Below are 19,640 nucleotides of genomic sequence, written 5' to 3'. Positions count from 1 at the left end.
ATCAAGTCAGGTGGCCGGGCATCTCCATGACTCCCCGCCAGCACCGGCCGTCATTGACCGCCGACGAAAACAGTCTACGTTTTACGGCTCTCGTCCGAAGCGCTAGCTGCGACGGTTTGGGGACATTCCCGGCTCGTTTCCGGCCATCACGATTCGACCGGCGGCGAAGCGCTTCCTTGTGCGGGAAGCGTGAAATGAAAACCGACGCCAGCGGGAATATTCGGCGTCACCCATAGCCGCCCTCCGTGGCTCTGCACGATCGAGCGGCAGATAGGCAGCCCCATTCCGAGGCCTTCGGGTTTGGTCGTGAAAAACGCCTCGAAAACGCCCTCCAGATTGCCGGCAGCAAGGCCCGGCCCGGAATCCTGCACGGTAATGCAAAGTTCGTTTTCACCGGTCCTTCCGGTCCGGATCAGAAGCATTCGCTCGCCGGCTTTCATTTCGCTCATCGCCTCGATGGCGTTGATCATCAGATTGAGCATTACCTGCTGCAATTGCACCCGGGCTCCCTGAACGCGTGGCAATCCCTCTGCGAGTTCCACCGTGAGTTCGACCCCGAACTTGCTGGCTTCGCCCCGCATGAGCGCGATCAGTTCCCGAATCATGTCGTTGACATCGAGTCCGTCCGTGCGCAGCGGTTCTTTCTTGAAGTAGGCGCGGGTCCTGTCGACAATGCCGTTGGCGCGCTCGCTGTCCGCAACGATCCGGGTGAGCGCGAGACGCGCTTCGTCGAAATTCGGCGGACGGGCCGCGAGCCAGCGCAGAGCAGCACTCGCGTAAGCCGCGATTGCAGTGATCGGCTGCTTCACTTCATGCGCGATGGACGCCGATAGCTGGCCCATCGTCGCCACGCGGTTCGAATGCGCAAGCACGTTCTGAAGTTCGCGGTAGCGTCGTTCGCTGTCGCGCACATCCTGTTGCGCGCGCTTCTGGTCAGTCAGGTCAAGTATGAAAGCGACGACCTGCCCTTCGCGGTCGCCAAACGCCGCCGCGCCAACCATGACGGGCACACGGCTGCCATCCTTGCGAAAATATTCCTTCTCGAAGGGCTTGGCGCTTCCCGTGGCTTTCAATTCGGCCCTCACGCGTTCGTCGCGCTCATGCCATTGAGGCGGAGTGAGATCGGGCCAACGAATCTGCCCGGAGCGGAGATCTTCCGCGGTGTAACCCACAATGCGCAGAAAGGCATCGTTGGCTTCGATGACCTTCCCTTCGAAATCCCAGATGTGGATGCCGATGATATTGGAGTCAACAAGGCGCCTGACCTTTGCTTCGCGCTCCTGAAGATCGGCATAGAGACGCGTATTCTCCAGAGAAATCGCGGCCTGCGACGCGAGCAAGTCGAGCAGTGCGGAGCGGCGCGCGGTGAAGACGTGCGACGTCTCAGTGTTCTCCAGATACAGCAGCCCGCCGAGTTTTCCCTGCCTGACGAGCGGCAGGCAGAATACGGAGCGCGTTGCGCCGCTCGCGAGATACGCATCTTCAGGAAAGAGACTGGATGCCAGCGCATCGTCGATGATGACGCGCTTGCCCGTGTGCATGACGTAACGCAGCAGCGCGGCCGGCGTGGCGGCGCCGGTATCCGGCACGCGCTGCACTTCGATTCCGTTGCCGTTGCCGTTGATACGCGCCTGCGCCTCTATGCGGTAGCCGTCCGGCTGCTCAGGCACGATCAGCAGCCCACGATCGGCCCCTGCGGTCTCCAGTGCGATCGTCATCAGGCGTTCGACGAGGCTCGTCAGTTCGATCTCGCTGGAGAGCGCGTGAGACGCCTTGAGCAGCGTGGCGGCGTCGAACTGGCGCCAATCGAAGCTGAGCGTCGATGTCAGCGCGTTCCCCTCCAGATCGGCGAGGCGCGGAAATTCGCCGTCGAGCTGGATGATCTTGCTTTGCGCGCCCCACGCGTCGAAGCACCGGCGCGCATTGCGCAAATGGGCTTCGGCGCTCGTCGCGAGGCCAATGCGCAAACAGAAACGGCCGGCGAGTTCGCTAGCAATGCCTTCAAGATGCGAAAAGCCGTTCTCGCGAGCGGAGCGAATAGCCTCTTCGTACAGGCGCATGGCGTCGAGATCGCGGCCCTCCAGACGCGCGAGTTCCGCGCTGAGCAACGCAAAGCGATTCCGATAGTTCTCCGGACAATGTCCGGCCCACATTTCGAACTTCCCGAGTGCCCCGGCAAGCAGGCTTTCATAGATTTTCTGCTGCTCTGGAGAAGACTCGGGATAAAGCGCCGTCAAGGTGAGCATATGAAAAAAGTGAAAGGTCGGTTCGATCGCCAGCGCCATCACCGAACTCAGAACCGCCTGTGCCCGCTGCGCGGCCTCCAGTGCTTCGACGTAGCGTCCGTCGAGATACGCGAGAATGACTTTGACGATTCGATAGACGCCAATGGCACAACCGAAATTCGACTTGACGATCGCCTCGAAACTGGCGGCTTCGTCGAATGTCTCATCATTCAGATCGAACAGCCTGGCCGTCTTGCCCCGCAAACTGATCACGCACTGCCGTTCAACCCGAATCAATTCGTAGACCGCATCGTTGTGGCTCTGCCGCATGAGCGCCGCGTACTTTTCGGCTGTCGCCTGCACATCTTCGAGCGCAGCCCCGCTTTCCAGCGACTGCCAGACGGCATTGAACGCGACGTTGCCCGCAAACACCAGGTCGCCCACTTCCATGCACTCCGCAGTCGCCCGTTCCAGCACCGGGAGATTCGCGGCGATATGGCGGCGCCAGAAATTGACGTGCGCGCCATACAGGTGAAGCAGTTTTCCATTCAGATGCCGATTGCCGAATCGCTCGTTCAGCTTCAGCGACATCTCCGAAACCTCAACCGCCGTGGGAATATCGCCGATCAATGAAACCAGCATGAGCGCGTAATTGCCGAACGCAAAACTGGAGTTATCGGTATTGCCGTATTGCAAGGAGAGATTGACCGCCTTGAGCGTGATGAGCGGATAAAACGCGGGTCGCGCGGCAAAGGCGCAGTTCATCGCCTGAAGGAGAAGATTGACGATGGCGTGAATTGCGGGGTCCGTCGCCTCGGGCGCTTCAACAAGCTCCCCGATCGACCGCCGCGCCTGATTGACGCGAACGTCCTGCAAAGCGATATGGAACGCCGCCTGGATGTCTTCGTCGCTTTCAGGAAAGTGGATATCGAAGCCGCGAAGGGCAACAAGCGCGACCGCGAAGCTTTCGTCGTATCTCCCCGCAAGCTGATACAACTCGATGCGCAGGCTGTACACCTTTGCGCGGTCAAGAATCGAGTGCGCCGCGGCGAGCATCATGTCCGCCAACGCATCCGCTTTTGCAAAATCGCCCACCAGATATTCGCATTCGGAGAACGCGAGATAAAGCTCGAACGTGCTCTCGTAGCGCTGCATCCACGCATCCGGCGACAGCAGCGCCACGCCCTGCGCCAGATAGCCGCGCGCGGCCACGTACGCCGTCGAACGCATGGCGCGCTTGCCCGCTATAAAGTTCAACGCGACAGCCTGCTCACGCTCCCCTTCCTGGGCGATCAGCGCCGCGCCGCGATTGAGATGGTTGACGATGTCGAAAATCGCATCTTCGAGCGCGTCGGGCGGCGTGCGCGACACGAGCACCCGGCCGATACGCAGATGCGCCGCGGCGCGCTCGTTGTCAGGAATGAGCGCATAGGCGGCCTCCTGCACGCGATCGTGCGCGAATTCATAGGCATCGGCTTCGCGAAAGACGAGCCCTGTTCGCACGGCTTCCCACAGGTCCGCGTGCATCCGCTCTTCTGAGCTGCCCTGAACCCAGGTCAGCGCAGCGACTTCGGCGACGTTACCGAGGCACGCCAGCTGGCCAAGTGCGTCACGCGCCGCGCTCGGCAACCGGCTCAATTTCGCCGCCATCAAATCGGCGACGTTTTCGGTGTAGCCCTTCGCGCGGATGCGAGGCAGTTCCCAGCCCCATTTCGCGGCTCGCGGGTCGAATGTGAGCAGGCCTTCATCGGCGAGCGCAGTGAGAAACTGGATCGTGAAGAATGGATTGCCACCGCTTTTTTCATGCACGAGTTGAGCCAGCGGTGCGGCGCTCGCGCAGTCACAGTGAAGCGATTCCGCCACGAGTTGCGCCACGCTGTCTCGTGTGAGGGGCGCAAGCTCGATATGCTGCACTTTGCCTTCGGCGCGGGCAATCGACTCGAGTGTGCGCGCAAACGGGTGAGCAACGTCGACCTCATTGTCGCGATACGCGCCCACCAGCAGAACATGTTTCACCTCCGGATGCGTGGCGAGATGCGCGAGCAGATCGAGCGTTGCCGTATCCACCCATTGCAGATCGTCGATAAACAGTGCGAGCGGATGCTCGGGCCGCGCGAATACGCCGAGAAACCTTCTAAATACGATCTGGAATCGATTTTGCGCGTCTTGAGGCGGCAGCGTCGGCGCGGCCGGCTGTTCGCCGATGATGAGCGCAAGCTCGGGGATCAGATTGACAATGAGCTGACCGTTGGGCCCGAGCGCTTCCATCAGCGCGCACCGCCACGGCTCGACTTCCGCCTCGCGCATGCTCAGCAGGTTGCGCACGAGTGTCTGGAAGGCCTGCGCGAATGGCACATACGGAATGCCGCGGCGGTACTGGTCGAACTTGCCGGAAGCAAAAAGACCGCGCGGCGGGACCAGCACCCTGTGCAACTCGTTCACGACCGACGACTTGCCGATGCCCGGATAGCCCGAGATCAGCACCAGTTCGACCGACCCGCTTTCCACCACGCGGTCGAATGCTGTGGTCAGCGCTTCGATTGGAGCCTCGCGCCCGTACAGCTTTTCGGGAATCAGCAACTGGTCGGACGCGTCGTGCTGCCCCAGCGGGAAAGGCTCGATGCGATGGTGCGCTTCCCACGCCGCGAGGCACGAGCGAAGATCGGCCTCCAGTCCCGCCGCAGTTTGATAGCGGTCCTCGGCAGCTTTCGCGAGCAGCTTCAGCACAATGCCTTCGAGCGCCTGCGGAATCCCATCGCGGTGCGAGCTTGGCGGCGTGGGCTTGCGCGCGATATGGCAATGAATCCACTCCATCGCGTCCGTTGCCTTGAACGGCAGCGACCCAGTGAGCATCTCGTACAGCGTGACGCCGAATGAATAGAGATCGCTGCGCGTGTCGATCGAGCGGTTCATGCGGCCGGTCTGCTCCGGCGCCATATACGCGAAGCTTCCCGCAACGATCTCGGGCGGTGCGGGCGGCTGATGTTCGTGCGGCAGTTGCGAAGCGATACCAAAGCCGGTGAGCCGCACGTTGCCGCTGCCGTCGACGAGCACATTCGCTGGCTTGATGTCTTTATGAACGAGCCCGCATCGATGCACATGGCCGACCACCTTCGCCAGATTGACCGCAATGCGCAACAGGCGTGCGAGTTCGAATGGGCCACCAAGCGAGCGATCGAGTGGCTCGCCGCCGTCGTCGTCGAGCACGAGCATGGGTGGCTCTCTATGCCGGTAGAACGCAAGAGGTCGTGCCGCCCAACTGGAATCAAGCAACGCGGCGAGTCCGTACTCCCGCTCGAGGCGCTTCAGGCCCACGGAGTCGGCGCGCGTGGCGACTCGCGCGAGCACCGTGACGGGATCACTGCGTTTGCGCGCGCGATAGAGTGAATAATCGCCGTCGTCGCGCAGCGGTTCCAGCTCGTATCCAGCGAGATCCACGACGCACGCTCCTGTCATGATGCGATTTCCATCCGCAAATGATTTTGCACGCGTGAGTGTCTTTGCGCCATTGCCAGCGCCGCAAACTAATCGATTGTCCTGAACAATGATGGTGTCGTGCACTGAGGCTGCAGTGCATCGACGTAAAGGAACCTCGGGTTCAACAGGAGGCGTTTACCAATACAAGCGGCCACTCGTGCTATGTATTACCCGCCATATGTCGACTCCCATCCCCCTCCCAGCGCTTTACAGAGCGTGATGAGATTCGTGGCGGCCGTGGTTCTGCTTTGTTCGAGATTGCTTTGTGCCTCTAGCAACTGCTTCTGCACGTTCAACACGTCGAGGTAGTCGAGCGCGCCGGCCTTGTACCGTTCCCGCGCAACCTGGAGCCCACGCTCGTTCATGGTCACGGCCTGGGCCAGCCGGTCGCGGCGACGCTGTTCGGCGTCGTAGGTGACCAGCGCATCGTCCACTTCCTGCCACGCGCGCAGCACCGTCTGCTTGTAGGCAATCGCGGCCTCCTGTTGTTGCGCCTCGCGCAGCTGGAGCGTCCCCTTCAGGCGTCCGCCTTCGAAAATGGGAAACGTAATGGAAGGGCCCACGACAAACTGCCCCGACGCCCAACTCGCCAGACTCGAGAGTTGAAGACTCTGAAAGCCCGCGCTTCCATTGAGCATGATGCGCGGATAAAAATCGGCCTTCGCTACGCCAATCGACGCCGTCGCCGCGTGCAATTGCGCTCCCGCCCTGCGGATATCCGGCCGGCGCTGCACGAGTTCGGAAGGAAAGCCGATCGGGACCTGCGCGGGAAGCACGGGCACTTCCTGCGTTGCGGCGAGCGTCTGCCGCAGCGCGCCGGGCTCTTCGCCGAGCAGCAGGCCAATCGCATTGATCGTCGTTTCGGAGTGCGATTCGAGTGTGGGAATCAGGCTTTCGATATTCTCCACTTGAGCCGAAGCATTCGAGACATCGAGATCCGTCGTGACGCCCTCATGTGCGCGTACCCGCGTGAGCTTCAGCGCGTCGTTGGCAATGTCCAGGTTTTGCCTGGCGATTTGCAGGAGTTCCTGCGTGCCGCGCAGTTCGATATAGTCCCGGGCAAGTTCCGCGCGTGCGCTCAGCAAGACCGCGTTGCGGTCCTCATACGAGGCTTCGGAAAGCGCCGTCGCCTCTTCCACGCTGCGCCGCACGTGGCCCCAGATGTCGACCTCCCATGAAGCGTCGAAGCCAACCTGGTAGAGGTTGTAGGCAGGCGAGCCCTTCGAGCCCGGCATCGCCGCCACGCCGAGCGGCGCGCTGCCCGAGGCCGACAGCGGCTGACTTTGCGACGGCGTGACGCCAAGCAGCGAAAGAATGCCGTTTTCACTGCCGCGTTCGCGGTTATACGACGCGGCGGCGTCGAGCGTCGGATATTCGGCTGCGCCAGCCACACGGCGCTCGGCACGGCTCTGCAGCAAGCGCGCGGAGGCCTGCGCCACGTCCAGGTTTGCGTCGGCCAGTTGCTTTTCAAGGCCGTTCAATACCGGGTCGTTGAAAAGCGTCCACCAGTCCGGACCGAACTGCGCTTCTACGGCCTTGCTCGGCGCTTGCGCTGTCTGCGTGCGGTTGAAGACTTCTGGCGTAGCCGACTTCGGAGGTTCGAAGTTGGGACCGACCGTGCAACCTGCCATAGCGAGGCAAGCGAGAACCGTGAGGAGGATCGCGCGAATAGAGTATGGGCCGGCGTTCATTTTCTTTCCGCTCCCTCTGCCGTCGCTTCTGCGCCCCGGCCAACGGCCACTTCCGCTTCCACCGAGAGCCCGACGCTCAGTGCCGCTGCTGCCGGCTGCCCGCGGTCGATCGTGATCTTGACGGGCACGCGCTGCACGACCTTCGTGAAGTTGCCCGTCGCGTTGTCGGGTGCGATCGGCGCGAAACTCACGCCCGTCGCCGGCGCCAGGCTGTCGATGCGGCCACGGATCACGACGCCGGGAAGGCTGTCGACCGTCACGCGCACGCTTTCACCGGGCCGCATGTTCGTGATCTGGCTCTCCTGGAAGTTCGCGACCACGTACGCGTCCGCAAGCGGCACGATGGCCAGCACCGGCGCGCCGGGCGTGACGAACGCGCCGACCCGCGCCGAGCGCCGTCCCACTTTGCCGTCAACAGGCGCGTGGATCTCCGTATAGGAGAGGTTGAGTTTCGCCTGTTCGAGCACCGCTTCGGCGTGTTCCAGCGCGCCAGCGGCCTTGTCACGCTCCGTGCGCAGGACGTCCAGATTCTGCTCGGTGGCCGTCAGCACCGCCTGATCGCGCGACTGCTGTGCAAGCTGCTCGGCGAGCGTGCTCGACGCTTGTTGTTGCTCCTGTGCGGCCCCCGCTCCCGCCGCGGCAAGATTCTGGTAGCGCGCTGCGTTGGCCCGCGCAAAGCCGATAGACGCATCGTCGGAGCGCAGCGTGGCGCGCGCCTGATCGACGAGCGATGGCTGGCGCGCGATCTGCGCGTCGAGGTTCGCAACCGACGCCTTTGCTCCCGCGACCTCCGCCTCCGCGCTCATCAACGCGGCGCGATAATCGCGGTCGTCGATGCGCACCAGCAGTTGGCCCGCTTTCACGTCCTCGTTATCGTTCGCCAGGACGTCCGTGATCTGCCCCGAGACTCGGGGCGCGACGAGCGTGAAGTCCGCGGTGACGTAGGCGTCGTTCGTGGATTCCGAACTGGAGCGGGACAACAGCTTGATGCCGGCCCATGCAGCGATTCCGACGACGACGATCACTGCGGCAATACGAAGCCATTTCCGCCTGGACGGTGCGGGGGTGGGTTTGGTCGATGACATGGAAAACTTACCTCAGTTTGAAGCGGGCGGCGTGGTGCTCCACGGCGGATAGATGCGCACCGGAAGCACGGGAACAAGAAGCAGCAGAATCAGCGCAACGCACGCCATCACACGATAGAGATCGGCGGAAGTCAGAACGACGGCCTGCTCGTGAATGCGGTGCGCGATTTGCCCCAGCGCCTGGGGTGTGTCGAGGCCAGGGCCTGCCACCAGCGCCCGGTTGCCCAACTGGTCGACGAGCATGCTGGAATGGAAATGTTCGCGCGCCGTTCCCACGCCCTCTATCAGCCCCGTCGCAATGGCGGCGGCGAAGGTCTTGACCGTATTGAACATGGCCGAAGCAAACGGCCCTTCCGTTGGCGGCAAACCTGTCGTGACGCCCATCAGGATCGACATGATCACCATGGGCTGCGCGATGATCTGCAACGACTGCATCAGGTAGAAGTTGTCGCGAATCCACTCGGATGTCATGAAGCTTCCCATTGCAAACGTCGCGAACATCAGGGACAGACCTATCGCGATCACCCAGCGATGATCGGCGCGCCGCGTATTCAACAGGGCGGCCGTCAAAGGGAGCGTAACCAGCAACGGAATTGCCAGTAACAATGAGAGCGGCGCTGTCTGCAGCGGTCTATACGTATGTATCTGGGCGAGAAATTGTCCAGGGATTGCCGCGACGCCCACCAGCAGGATCACGGTGCCGAGCAGCGTCGAGAGTCCATGGGCGAAGTTCCTGCGCTCGAGTAACTGAAGCTTGAAAAAAGGCACGGGCTGAAACCACTCGTTGACGAGGAATATCACGAGCAACAGCCCACCTGCGCCGAGCATGAATCCGATGAACGCCGAATTGAACCAGTCGAGCCGATCGCCTTGCAAAAGCCCCGTCACGAGTATCGCAAATGCCGGAAAACCCGTAATGAACCCAATCCAGTTGAACGTGCGAAAGCGCTCGAGCTTGAGCGGATCGGCGGGAAGCCCCTGCTGGATCGCAATACAGCACAGCACGCCGAGCGGAATGATTTGCCAGAACGCCATGCGCCAACTCACGAACTCCGTCCACAACGCGGCGAGCGGTGTGCCGAGCGCCGGCCCGAAAGTCGCCGTCATTGCATAGCCAGCAAGCCCGTACAGCTTGAATTTGGGCGGCAGATAACGCAGCGCCACGATGATCAGCATGGGGGGCAGACAGCCACCCGCGATTCCCTGGAGGATACGCAAGACGTAGAGCGACACCAGATTCGGGGCAAACGGGCAGAGCAATCCGAAGAACATCGTGGCGAGCACGGCGCCGATCGTGAACCGCTTCAGCGTAAAGGTGATGCCGAACCACGGCGCAAACACCATCGTGGCGACGTTGGCGGCTTCGAAGAGCGAAGTTAGCCACGTCCCGTCGTCATGCCCGATCAGGAACGCGCCCTGGATATCGGCCATCGCCGACGCGGTGACCTGTTCATTCAGAATAGCCAGCAACGAAGCGAACAACATGCCGAGCAGGCCCACGACAATCCGCCCGGTGAACTCCACTTGCGCGGGAGCTGGTTGCGCCGCCGCTGCCTCGCGCACAGGGCCCTGATCCTGCGAGCGCGGAGTCGTTGCCGCAGCCGTTCCAGTCGTCAAAGGGTTCGCAGTCGTCATGGCGATTGGCAACTTCTCTCGTTTCGTTAGCTGTACTGTTTGATGTGGCTATTTCAGTGTGGTGCGATTCAGTGCCCCGCTTGCTCACGCGAAGCGATGATGCCGCCATGGGTTCGCCGCGCATTGTTGCTGTTCACCGAGTGCTTTATTGTCAGAGATGAACCCAATTTCTTAAAGTCTCGCCTGGCCTGATTTTGGGCCATCTAGTACGAGAATTTTGCCAGGTTGTCCGTTTACGACCCTGCAGCGTAAGTACGCTGCATCAAAGCAAACCCCACTGATTACGCATGGGTCATTTCTGCGCGCTTTTGAGCCAATCCAGGTGACGAGGCGCTACCGGACCGCACACGATGCTTAGAATCGCGGCGTATGGACTCAGGCCGAGGGTGAATCGCGGCAGACGCGATTCACCAAGGTTTGAAAACGACCAGGAAACGGTAAGCGCCCAACGGCTTTTACTTTTGTTTCCCGTTTGCGAGAGACCTGGATTGGGACGTCAAGATGGACAGATTACGCGAGATGGAGGTCTTTGTAGCCATCATCGAACGCGGCAGCTTTAGCGCCGCATCCGAGAAATTCGGCTTGTCGCGAGCAGCGGTTTCGCGAGCGGTCAACTCGCTCGAAGCGCGCCTGGGCGCGCAACTGCTGGCGCGCACGACGCGCTCGGTCCGGCCCACGGACGCGGGCGTCGCTTACGTCGACGCTTGCCGGAAGCTGCTGGATGGCATCACCGACGCGGAGTCGCATATTGCAGCCGACCCCGCGAACCCTGTGGGCACGCTCACGATTACAGCGCCGGTCCAACTCGGCCAGCGCTTCATCGCTCCGCTCGTCAACGCCTACACGTTGCGCTACCCCGACGTCAGCGTGAACGCTGTTTACCTCGATCGGCCCACGCGCCTGCTAGAAGAAGGCGTGGATATCGCCATACGTATTGGTCATCTCGAAGATTCGTCGACATTCGCGGTGCGCCTGGGATCCGTGCGGCGTCAAACCTTCGCGTCCCAGGCTTATCTCGCCGAGCATGGAGAACCCATGCATCCGAGAGACCTGGCCGCCCACCATTGCGTTTCCTTTACCGGCGTTTCCCAACCGCACGAGTGGATGTTTTACGAGAATAATTCAAAGATCCCCGTGCGGCTTCAGCCGCGGATGATCGTCAATCTGGCGCCCGCCGCCATTTCGGCGGCGCAAGACGGCGTGGGTATCACACAGTTGCTGTCCTATCAGGCCGCAGCCGAAGTGTCGTCCGGAAGTCTGGTGCCAATCTTGAGGGCATACGAGCCTGAATCCACTCCGGTCAATCTGCTTCATGTCGAACGACGCGGGACGAGCGGAAAGATTCGGTCCTTCGTGGAGTTCGTTACTGAAACGCTGCGAAACAATGCATATCTTCAATGTGCGGGCGGCGTGACAACCGAGGGTCAATGCACGAAGAGTCAAGGCAATCGCGAATCCGCGCAGGATTGCGCAACGCATGCGCCATATCTACCGCCACTCAATCATTCATCCGACGACTCAACCGCGATGCGAAGTTCGCGATAAGCACTCACGAGTGCGTCGAGGCTGAATGCGCGGTTCAGGCCGCTCGGGTTCGGCAAGACCCATGCGCGTGCGCCGCCGAATTGACTGGATTGCAAACCCCATCCGATATCTCGCTTGCCGGACATCCCGGCAAGCGCCATCTTGCCAAGAAAGGCGACGAACCTGGGCGCGTACTGCTGGATCTTCAATTCGAACTGCGCCGCTGCGGCTTGAATCTCCGCTCTCGACAGTTCATCCGCGCGCGCCGTCGCACGCGAGACCGCGGTAGTCAGACCCAAGCCATACCGCAGCACCTCACGGTCATTCTCGGGGCGAAACTCTTCCTTGGTAAAGCCAGCGCGATGGAGAACGCGCCAGAACCGGTTTCCTCTGCCATCGAAGTGGTGCCCCGCAGCGGCCGCGCGCATACCCGGATTGATTCCGCAAAACAGTACCGCCAAACCGGGTTCGATGATATCGGGCAGGCGTTGCACTGAACTGGCATGCGCAAGCTCCACCACGGAATCGTTGCTACGCACTCGCCTCCCTGCGAAAACGCAAGCGATACTGTTTTGGCGTGACGTTCAAACGCCGCGAGAACGTCGTTCGCATATGCGTGGCGCTATGAAACCCGCATTTGAATGCGACCGTCTTGAGCGGTGCGTCCGTGTCCTCCAGGAGTTTCCTCGCCGTGTCGACACGAACCTGCTCGACGAATACGGAGGGCGTGACCTTGGCGTTCTTCGCGAATATGCGCGACAGGGTGCGCCGGCTCACGGCAGCCGCGCTCGCCAGCGCCTCGATCGAAAGCGTATCGGTGATATGTTCGCTCACGTAGCGATACACCTTGCTGAGTATCGGGTCTTCGTCCTTGCCAGCGCCGATATAAGGGCTGTACTGGGACTGGCCGCCTTCGCGCTGGATATACACCACCAACCGCTTCGCAACGCGCACCGCCAGTTCGTGGCCCCAGTCTTCCGCAACCAGCGCGAGACACAAATCGATGCCCGCGGTCACGCCTGCCGACGTGAATAGCCGCCCGTCGCGAACGAAGATCCGGTCGGGCTGCACATTGGCGTGCGGGAATTCATTGGAAAGGCGACCGGCATCCGACCAGTGGGTCGTCACTTCCTTGCCATCGAGAAGCCCAGCATGAGCCAGCACGAATGCGCCGTTGCACACCGAACCAAAGCGGCTTGCGCTGCGCGCCTGGCTTTGCAGCCACGCGACAAACTCGTTCGATGGATGGACGTCAGGCAACTGCGGCCCACCGGCTACGAGGAGCAGATCCCATTGAACGTCACGATCGGCATAGCCCAGCGAGACCGCCAGCTGCATGCCATTCGAGCAGGTCACGGTGCCCGGCTCGCGTCCCACGAGCGTCACCTCATAGCGCTGGTGCTCGGAGAGAAACGTGTTTGCCTCGGCAAACACGTCGAGTGGGCCTGCAACATCTAGCGCCTGCACACCATCGAATACAACAATGGCGACTTTCATGCCGTGACCTTCACTGGTGGTAGCTATGTTTGCGTCGTAAAGCTTGCCCGCGCGAGATCGACGCATGCCAACTCGACGCGCCGTATCCCAACGAGGACCGTGGCGCAGCTTAACGCATCGTTGGCATTTAATGCCGTCTGTCCCCGGAAAAAGTATTTTGCTTCGGTGTAACAAATCTTCGGCCAGACCCTGAGCGTCGCCGGTTATCGGCCAACGGCCAGGCGTGGCCCAAAACGCCCACTAATTGGCAGGTGCCGGCACCATGCGCACATTTCCCCCGCTGCCCCGGTTAACTAGACTTGTGTTCACGAATGCGGCTGGGCAGATAACCCGGGCGTACCGGGTAGCAGGCGTTATCGCCGTCACTCCATGTGTTGCGGCCGACTTTGGACCGCGCAACGACCAAGGGCAGATTCATCATGTTGAAGGAACGTCAGACCTCTTTCCTCTTCGGGGGCAATGCCCCTTACGTTGAAGAGCAATACGAAGCTTACCTGGCTGACCCGGATGCGGTCACCACGGAATGGCGCGAGTGGTTCGATGCGCTGCGCGAAACGCCCGCTATCGATGGCAGTGATCGTGACGACCAGCCGCACGCGCCTGTTATTTCGAGCTTTGTCGAACTTGCGAAGCGGCCGCCGCGCGCGATCGTTCGGGCCGAGAACACGGTCGCCAACGACTCCGGCCTTGCCCTCGCGCGCAAGCAGGTGGCGGTACAGTCGCTCATCGCCGCGTTCCGCATGATCGGCGCGCGCACGGCCGATCTCGATCCGCTGGCATGGACACCGCCGCGCGCCTACGCCGAGTTGACCGCGGCTTACTATGGCCTCACGGCCACAGACATGTCCACGAAGTTCAGCACCGCCGATACGTTCCTGTTCGACGACGATGCCACGCTGCAAGAACTCGTCACGGCGCTCGAAGAAACCTATACGGGCACGCTTGGCGCCGAGTTCATGCATCTCACCGATGCGGAGCAACGGCGCTGGTGGCAAATGCAGCTCGAATCCACGCGAGCGAGGCCATCACTGCAGGTGGCGGAGAAACGCAGACTGCTGGAACGCTTGACTGCAGCAGAAGGGCTTGAAAAATACCTTCACGCGCGCTACACCGGACAAACGCGGTTCTCGCTCGAAGGCGGCGAGTCGCTGATCGCGCTGCTCGATGAAGTCGTCCAGCAAAGTGCCTCGAAAAAGGTGCGCACGGTGGTGATGGGCATGGCGCACCGCGGACGCCTGAATGTTCTGGTGAATATCGTGGGCAAACCACTGCGTGCGCTGTTCGATGAGTTCGATGGAAAGGATCCCGAAGGACTTCCCGCAGGCGACGTCAAATACCACAAGGGCTTTACGAGTTCGGTCGATACGCCCGAGGGGCCGGTTGAAGTGATGCTCGCATTCAATCCGTCGCACCTGGAAATCGTGAACCCGGTTGTGCAAGGCATGGCGCGCGCCAAGGGCGAGGCCCTGGGCAGCACAGACGGCGTCGAGGTTCTGCCGGTCGAGATTCACGGCGACGCAGCGATGTCCGGCCAGGGTGTCGTGATGGAAACCTTGAGCCTCTCCTATACGCGCGGACATGGCACGGGCGGCACCGTTCATATCGTCGTCAACAATCAGATTGGCTTTACGACTTCCGATCCACGCGATACGCGTTCGTCGTTCTACACCACGGACATCGCGAAGATGATCGAGGCGCCCATCCTGCATGTGAATGGCGACGACCCCGAAGCGGTCGCGATGGCGGTGCGCCTTGCCCTCGACTATCGCACGGCGTTCAAACGCAGCGTGGTCATCGATCTCGTGTGCTTCCGCAGATACGGGCACCAGGAACAGGACACGCCGGGCATCACGCAACCGCTGATGTATCGCGCGATCGCCAGCCACCCCGGCGTGAGATCGCTGTACGCCCAGAAACTCATTAAACAAGGTGTGGTGACCGCCGAAGAAGCCGAGAGCTATCTCAGCACGCGCCGTGACCTTCTCAAGCGCGCGAATGAAACCGATGGCTCCGACGTTTCCGGTGAACAACCGGAAGCGGGCGAGCGTTCCTTGCCGAACGAACCGGCAAACCCCGCTCCCCATTCTTCCCCTTCGGCCGAGGCGCTGCGCGGCCTCGCGCAGCAGATTTCGACCGTTCCTGAAGGCCTTTCGCTTCATCCACTCGTCAAGCGGATGATGAACTCACGTCAGGAAATGGCTGCTGGAAAACGTCCGCTCGATTGGGGCATGGGCGAGCATCTGGCATTCGCTTCGCTGCTCGGCGCTGGGATCGGCGTTCGACTGAGCGGGCAAGATAGCGCGCGCGGGACGTTCAATCATCGTCACGCCGTGTTGCACGATCAAACGCGGATGAACCGTCCGGATGGCGTTTATATTCCGCTCGATCATATCGGTGAAGCCAGCAACCAGGCGCAAGGCCGTTTTAGCGTGACGAATTCCATCCTCTCCGAGGCGGCTGTCCTCGCATTCGAATACGGCTACACAACAGTGAACCGCGATGCGTTGGTGATCTGGGAAGCGCAATTCGGTGACTTCGCCAACGGCGCGCAGGTGGTGATCGACCAGTTCATCGCTGCTGCTGCCGCCAAGTGGGGGCAACGCAGCGGCCTCACGCTCCTCCTCCCTCACGGGCAGGAAGGCGCGGGACCCGAGCACGCATCGGCGCGGCTCGAACGTTATTTGCAACTGAGCGCGCAGGACAATATGCGCGTCGCCCAGCCGACCACGCCCGCGCAGTTATTCCATTTGCTGCGCATGCAGGCACTCGCTGCCGATCGCCGCCCGCTTGTCGTCATGACGCCGAAGTCGCTGTTGCGGCACCCTGAAGCGGTCAGCACGTTCGAGGAGTTGAGCGCAGGCGAATTCCGCGAAGTTCTGCCGGACACGCAGTTCGAAGCGTCGCGGGCTTCCAGCGTCGAGCGCGTCATCGTGGCCACGGGCAAGGTCTACTTCGAGTTGCTCGAGCATCGCCGCGCGAACGCGACCGATACGCCGATCATCCGCGTCGAACAACTTTACCCGTTTCCCGCAAGACAGTTGGCCGCCGAACTCGCGCGCTATCCCAGCCTCAAGACCGTGGTCTGGTGCCAGGAGGAATCGCGCAACCAGGGCGCATGGAGTTTCGTCGAGCCGCAGTTGCGCGACCTTCTGCCTTCGGGCGCAACGCTGCGCTACGCGGGTCCTGATGCCGGTGCATCGACAGCGCCGGGCTACCATTCGGCGCACGTGGCAAGGCAAGCCGCGCTGGTCGAGCAAGCGTTCGCGGAGTAACGGCGCATGCGTGTCGCGATGATGCTCTACGCGGGTTTTCAACTGCTCGAGGTGAGCGGCCCGATGGATGTGTTTCATGAAGCGAATCGCCTGTATGGCAGCGCGTTTTATGAACCGCACCTCGTCGGGACCTCGCCTGGGCCAGTCGTCTCTTCCTGCGGTACAGCAGTGGGCACGACGGAATGTTTGTTCGAAACGAGCACGCCGTTCGACGTCGTCGTGGTGCCTGGGTCACCTGCCAGTAGTCCGGCACGTGAGCATCGCGAACTCGTCGCGTGGCTCAGCGATGCCGGGCCCACTACGCGCAGGCTGGCCAGCATTTCCAACGGGGCGTTTCTGCTCGCGCGCGCGGGTCTTGCCGACCGCCGCTGGCTGACCACGCATTGGCGCGATGCTCGCCGCCTCGCAGCCGAATATCCGCTGGTGCACGTCATGTCCAATCCTGGCTGCCTGAAGGACGGCAACCTCTATTCGGCGGGCGGCGCGAGTGCCGGTATTCAGTTGGCCCTCTCTATCGTGCGGGAAGATCTTGGAGAACGTGCCGTGGGAACGATCGCCAGAACCTTGTTGATGCAGCCGCATTGACGCACTGGTGAGCGCGAAAGGAACGCCATGATAGATGCGAATCTGATTCATAAGGCACTCGCCAATCCACTGCGGCGCGACATCCTGGCGTGGCTGAAGGTCCCGGCCAATGCCTTTCCAGCGGGCTATGTCGATCTGGGTCGCGGCGTGCCCGCACACGCCATCCAGGCACGCAGTGGGCTTTCGCAGTCCACCGTATCGGCGCACCTTGCCGTCCTCGTCGAAGCGGGACTTCTCGTTTCGACGCGCATCGGACAATGGATGTTTCTTTCACGCAATGAAGAAGTGATACGGACATTTGCCGAACAGATTAGCCTGCATTTATAGGAGAATCTGGCGTGGCGCAACCCTGCGCGCACGGCAAAGCTATCCGTGGAAAACATGCAATGGACAAGTTGGACATGATGCGGATTTTTGTCCGCATAGCGGAAGAAGGAAGCTTTACGGGTGCGGCCTCGCGGCTGAACATTCAGACCGCCAATGCGTCGCGTGCGGTCACGCAACTCGAGTCGCAATTGCGCACGCGTTTGCTTCATCGGAGTACCCGTCGGCTCGCGCTGACCGAAGCGGGCCAGCGCTATCTCGAACGATGCGAACGGATACTCGCCTGCGTCGACGAAGCCGAGGCCGAAGCAGCCAATGCGCAGGTCGAGCCTTCAGGGCGGCTGCGCATTCATGCTTCGCCGAGTTTCGGCCAGGCCTATGTGGTTCCGGCGCTCGTGCGATATCGCGAGCGTTATCCCGCGGTGTCGGTCGAATTGACGCTGTCGCAGCACACGCCGGACATCATCGAAGCCGGCTACGATGTGGTGCTTCAATTGAGTACGACGGAGCTGCCGGACTCGCGGCTCGTGTCGCACCGGCTAGGCGATGTCCATAACGTGTTGTGCGCGGCGCCCGCGTATCTGAACGCACACGGCGTGCCGCGCACGGTGCAGGACCTCGAAGCTCACACGTGCCTGCAGTTCGTCACGTCGTTTTTTCCGCGCGATCGCTGGCATCTGAACGGCCCCAACGGCCGGGAGACGGTGGCGTTCCCGAACGCGCCTGTCGAAATCAATCTACCTGATGCACTGAGTGTCGCCCTTCGCGAAGGCGTGGGCATTGGCGCGCTCCCGATGTCGACGGCTCTCGCCATGCTGGGTAGCGGCGCGCTGGTGCGTGTATTGCCGGAGTATCGTCTGCAGAGGCTCACCGCTTATGCGGTTCACGCCTCGCGCAAGTACCTCGACGCCAAGATCAAGACGTTCATGGATTACCTGCGCGAGGCGGTGCCCAAAGCGCTGGCCGCAGATGCGCAAGCGCTGAGCCGGTCCGCTTGCCAACCTTAGCCCGCAGTACCCTTGTGATCGCGCGCCGCCACACGTTGCGGTGAGGGTTGTGACGCGGTGGCGGGCGCCGCTATTTCGTTCTGCTTGATGATCTTTTCGATCTCACCGTCGGCTTGCGCATCGTACTGCGCAAAGACATCGGTGCGATAGCGCGTATTTTGCGCCGCGCCGAGCCGCGAGCCGGAATCGTCGCGCACATCGGCATCCACCGTCATCGAGAGGCCGATGCGCAACGGACGCGCCGCGAGTTCGCGCGGATCGAGCGCGATGCGCACCGGCAGGCGCTGCACGATCTTGATCCAGTTGCCCGTTGCGTTCTGCGCCGGCAGTGTCGCGAATGCACTACCCGTACCCGCCGAAAAACCTTCAATACGGCCGTGATACTTCACGCCCGAGCCATAGACATCCGCGGTGAGCGTCACCGGCTGGCCAATGCGCATGTGCTTGAGCTGCACTTCCTTGAAGTTCGCGTCCACCCACACGCCGTTGAGCGGCACGATCGCCATGAGCGGCGTGCCGGGTGCCACGCGCTGGCCAACCTGCACCTGACGCTGCGCCACATAGCCTGTCACCGGCGCCGGCAAGGTATCGCGCGCATACGCGAGCCACGCCGCGCGCACTTTCGAGGCGGCCGCCTGCACATCCGGATGCTGTTCGACCGACGTGCGATCAGTCAGCGCATGATTGGCCGCGCCTTGCTGGCGTGCTGCGTCGAGCGCGGCCTGCGCGGCCTGCACGGCGTCGCGGGCGTGAGCGATATCCTCGGCGGAAACGGCGCCCGAAGCCTCGACTGCCACGCGCCGGCGCAGATCGTCATTGGCGCGCGCAAGGTCCGATTCGCGTTGCGCCACGTTTGCCGCATAGAAGTCGTTGTTGACGTAGAGGCCGCTCACACGGCGCACGGTCTGGCCGAGCAACGCTTCGGCATCGGACAGCGCGATTCTTGCGTCCGCCGGATCCAGCGTCACGACAGGGTCGCCCTCCTTCACGATCTGCGTGTCGTCGGCGTTGACGGCAACCACCGTGCCAGTGACCTGCGGCGTGAGCTGCACGAGATTGCCGCTCACGTAGGCGTCGTCGGTCGATTCGTGAAAGCGGCCTTCCGTGAAGTAGTACGCGCCATACGCCGCGCCCGCAATCAAGGTGACGGCGCCGAGCAGCGCGATCAGGCGCTTGCGGCGGCCCGGGGGCGTGGGCTGCTTGTCGCCGTGCGCCGGGGCCGCTTGCGCGCCGCCTTTCTTCTCGTCGAGTTGATCCACCGCCTCGCGGTCGGTCGTGATCGTTTCGCTCATTTCAGTTCTCCTGACGGGTTTGCAAA

12 protein-coding genes and 1 pseudogene are annotated in these 19,640 nt (G+C 61.9%); 6 read left to right on the top strand and 7 right to left on the bottom strand.

Annotated features, from left to right (window positions below):
- Window positions 1-146 precede the first annotated feature (146 nt).
- The 4 genes from L0U83_RS33150 to L0U83_RS33135 all read right to left on the bottom strand — a co-directional run bounded on the left by L0U83_RS33150 (window position 147) and on the right by L0U83_RS33135 (window position 10,113).
- Window positions 147-5,663 carry a trifunctional serine/threonine-protein kinase/ATP-binding protein/sensor histidine kinase gene (locus L0U83_RS33150; RefSeq protein ID WP_233888392.1) on the bottom strand — a complete coding sequence of 1,839 codons (5,517 nt, stop codon included), beginning with the start codon at window positions 5,661-5,663 and terminating at the stop codon, window positions 147-149.
- Window positions 5,664-5,869: 206 nt separating this feature from the next.
- The gene (locus L0U83_RS33145; RefSeq protein WP_233888391.1) at window positions 5,870-7,393 is read right to left on the bottom strand and encodes an efflux transporter outer membrane subunit; all 1,524 of its coding nucleotides are present in this window, start codon (window positions 7,391-7,393) and stop codon (window positions 5,870-5,872) included.
- Entirely contained in the window at window positions 7,390-8,478 is a 1,089-nt protein-coding gene (locus tag L0U83_RS33140; protein ID WP_233888390.1) for an HlyD family secretion protein, read from the bottom strand. The genes L0U83_RS33145 and L0U83_RS33140 overlap by 4 nt, the downstream gene beginning before the upstream one ends.
- A 12-nt stretch (window positions 8,479-8,490) precedes the next feature.
- A complete protein-coding gene (locus L0U83_RS33135; RefSeq protein ID WP_233888389.1) occupies window positions 8,491-10,113 on the bottom strand; it encodes an MFS transporter in 1,623 nt (540 codons plus the stop codon).
- Window positions 10,114-10,614: 501 nt separating this feature from the next.
- Between L0U83_RS33135 and L0U83_RS40730 the strand changes: the two are divergent.
- Window positions 10,615-10,788: pseudogene (locus L0U83_RS40730) on the top strand (helix-turn-helix domain-containing protein); the annotation flags it as partial.
- 96 nt (window positions 10,789-10,884) lie between these two features.
- Entirely contained in the window at window positions 10,885-11,658 is a 774-nt protein-coding gene (locus tag L0U83_RS33130) for a LysR substrate-binding domain-containing protein (RefSeq protein ID WP_308445104.1), read from the top strand.
- Here L0U83_RS33130 and mug read toward each other — a convergent pair.
- Together mug and L0U83_RS33120 are read right to left on the bottom strand one after the other, a co-directional pair.
- Entirely contained in the window at window positions 11,616-12,158 is a 543-nt protein-coding gene (mug, locus tag L0U83_RS33125) for a G/U mismatch-specific DNA glycosylase (RefSeq protein WP_373321159.1), read from the bottom strand. The genes L0U83_RS33130 and mug overlap by 43 nt on opposite strands.
- A gap of 10 nt (window positions 12,159-12,168) precedes the next feature.
- Window positions 12,169-13,134: a GlxA family transcriptional regulator gene (locus L0U83_RS33120; protein WP_233888387.1), complete on the bottom strand. Its 966-nt coding sequence runs from the start codon at window positions 13,132-13,134 to the stop codon at window positions 12,169-12,171.
- Window positions 13,135-13,553: 419 nt separating this feature from the next.
- Between L0U83_RS33120 and L0U83_RS33115 the strand changes: the two genes are divergently transcribed.
- Genes L0U83_RS33115 through L0U83_RS33100 form a run of 4 tightly spaced genes read left to right on the top strand, consistent with a single transcriptional unit; the run spans window position 13,554 to window position 18,322 of the window.
- On the top strand, window positions 13,554-16,406 hold the full coding sequence (locus L0U83_RS33115; RefSeq protein ID WP_233888386.1) for a 2-oxoglutarate dehydrogenase E1 component: 2,853 nt from the start codon (window positions 13,554-13,556) through the stop codon (window positions 16,404-16,406).
- Window positions 16,407-16,412: 6 nt separating this feature from the next.
- Window positions 16,413-16,991, top strand: coding sequence for an AraC family transcriptional regulator (locus L0U83_RS33110; protein WP_233888385.1), 579 nt, complete (start codon window positions 16,413-16,415; stop codon window positions 16,989-16,991).
- A gap of 27 nt (window positions 16,992-17,018) precedes the next feature.
- Window positions 17,019-17,318 carry an ArsR/SmtB family transcription factor gene (locus tag L0U83_RS33105; protein ID WP_233888384.1) on the top strand — a complete coding sequence of 100 codons (300 nt, stop codon included), beginning with the start codon at window positions 17,019-17,021 and terminating at the stop codon, window positions 17,316-17,318.
- A 59-nt stretch (window positions 17,319-17,377) separates the two neighbouring features.
- A complete protein-coding gene (locus tag L0U83_RS33100) occupies window positions 17,378-18,322 on the top strand; it encodes a LysR family transcriptional regulator (RefSeq protein ID WP_233888383.1) in 945 nt (314 codons plus the stop codon).
- Here the strand turns inward: L0U83_RS33100 and L0U83_RS33095 are convergent.
- On the bottom strand, window positions 18,319-19,614 hold the full coding sequence (locus L0U83_RS33095) for an HlyD family secretion protein (protein WP_233888382.1): 1,296 nt from the start codon (window positions 19,612-19,614) through the stop codon (window positions 18,319-18,321). The genes L0U83_RS33100 and L0U83_RS33095 overlap by 4 nt on opposite strands.
- Window positions 19,615-19,640 lie beyond the last annotated feature (26 nt).

The organism is Paraburkholderia flagellata, from assembly GCF_021390645.1.
Classification (GTDB): Bacteria; Pseudomonadota; Gammaproteobacteria; order Burkholderiales; family Burkholderiaceae; genus Paraburkholderia; species Paraburkholderia flagellata.
The sequence above is the reverse complement of the archived record's forward strand: the minus strand, read 5'-3'. Positions and strand labels throughout refer to the sequence as shown.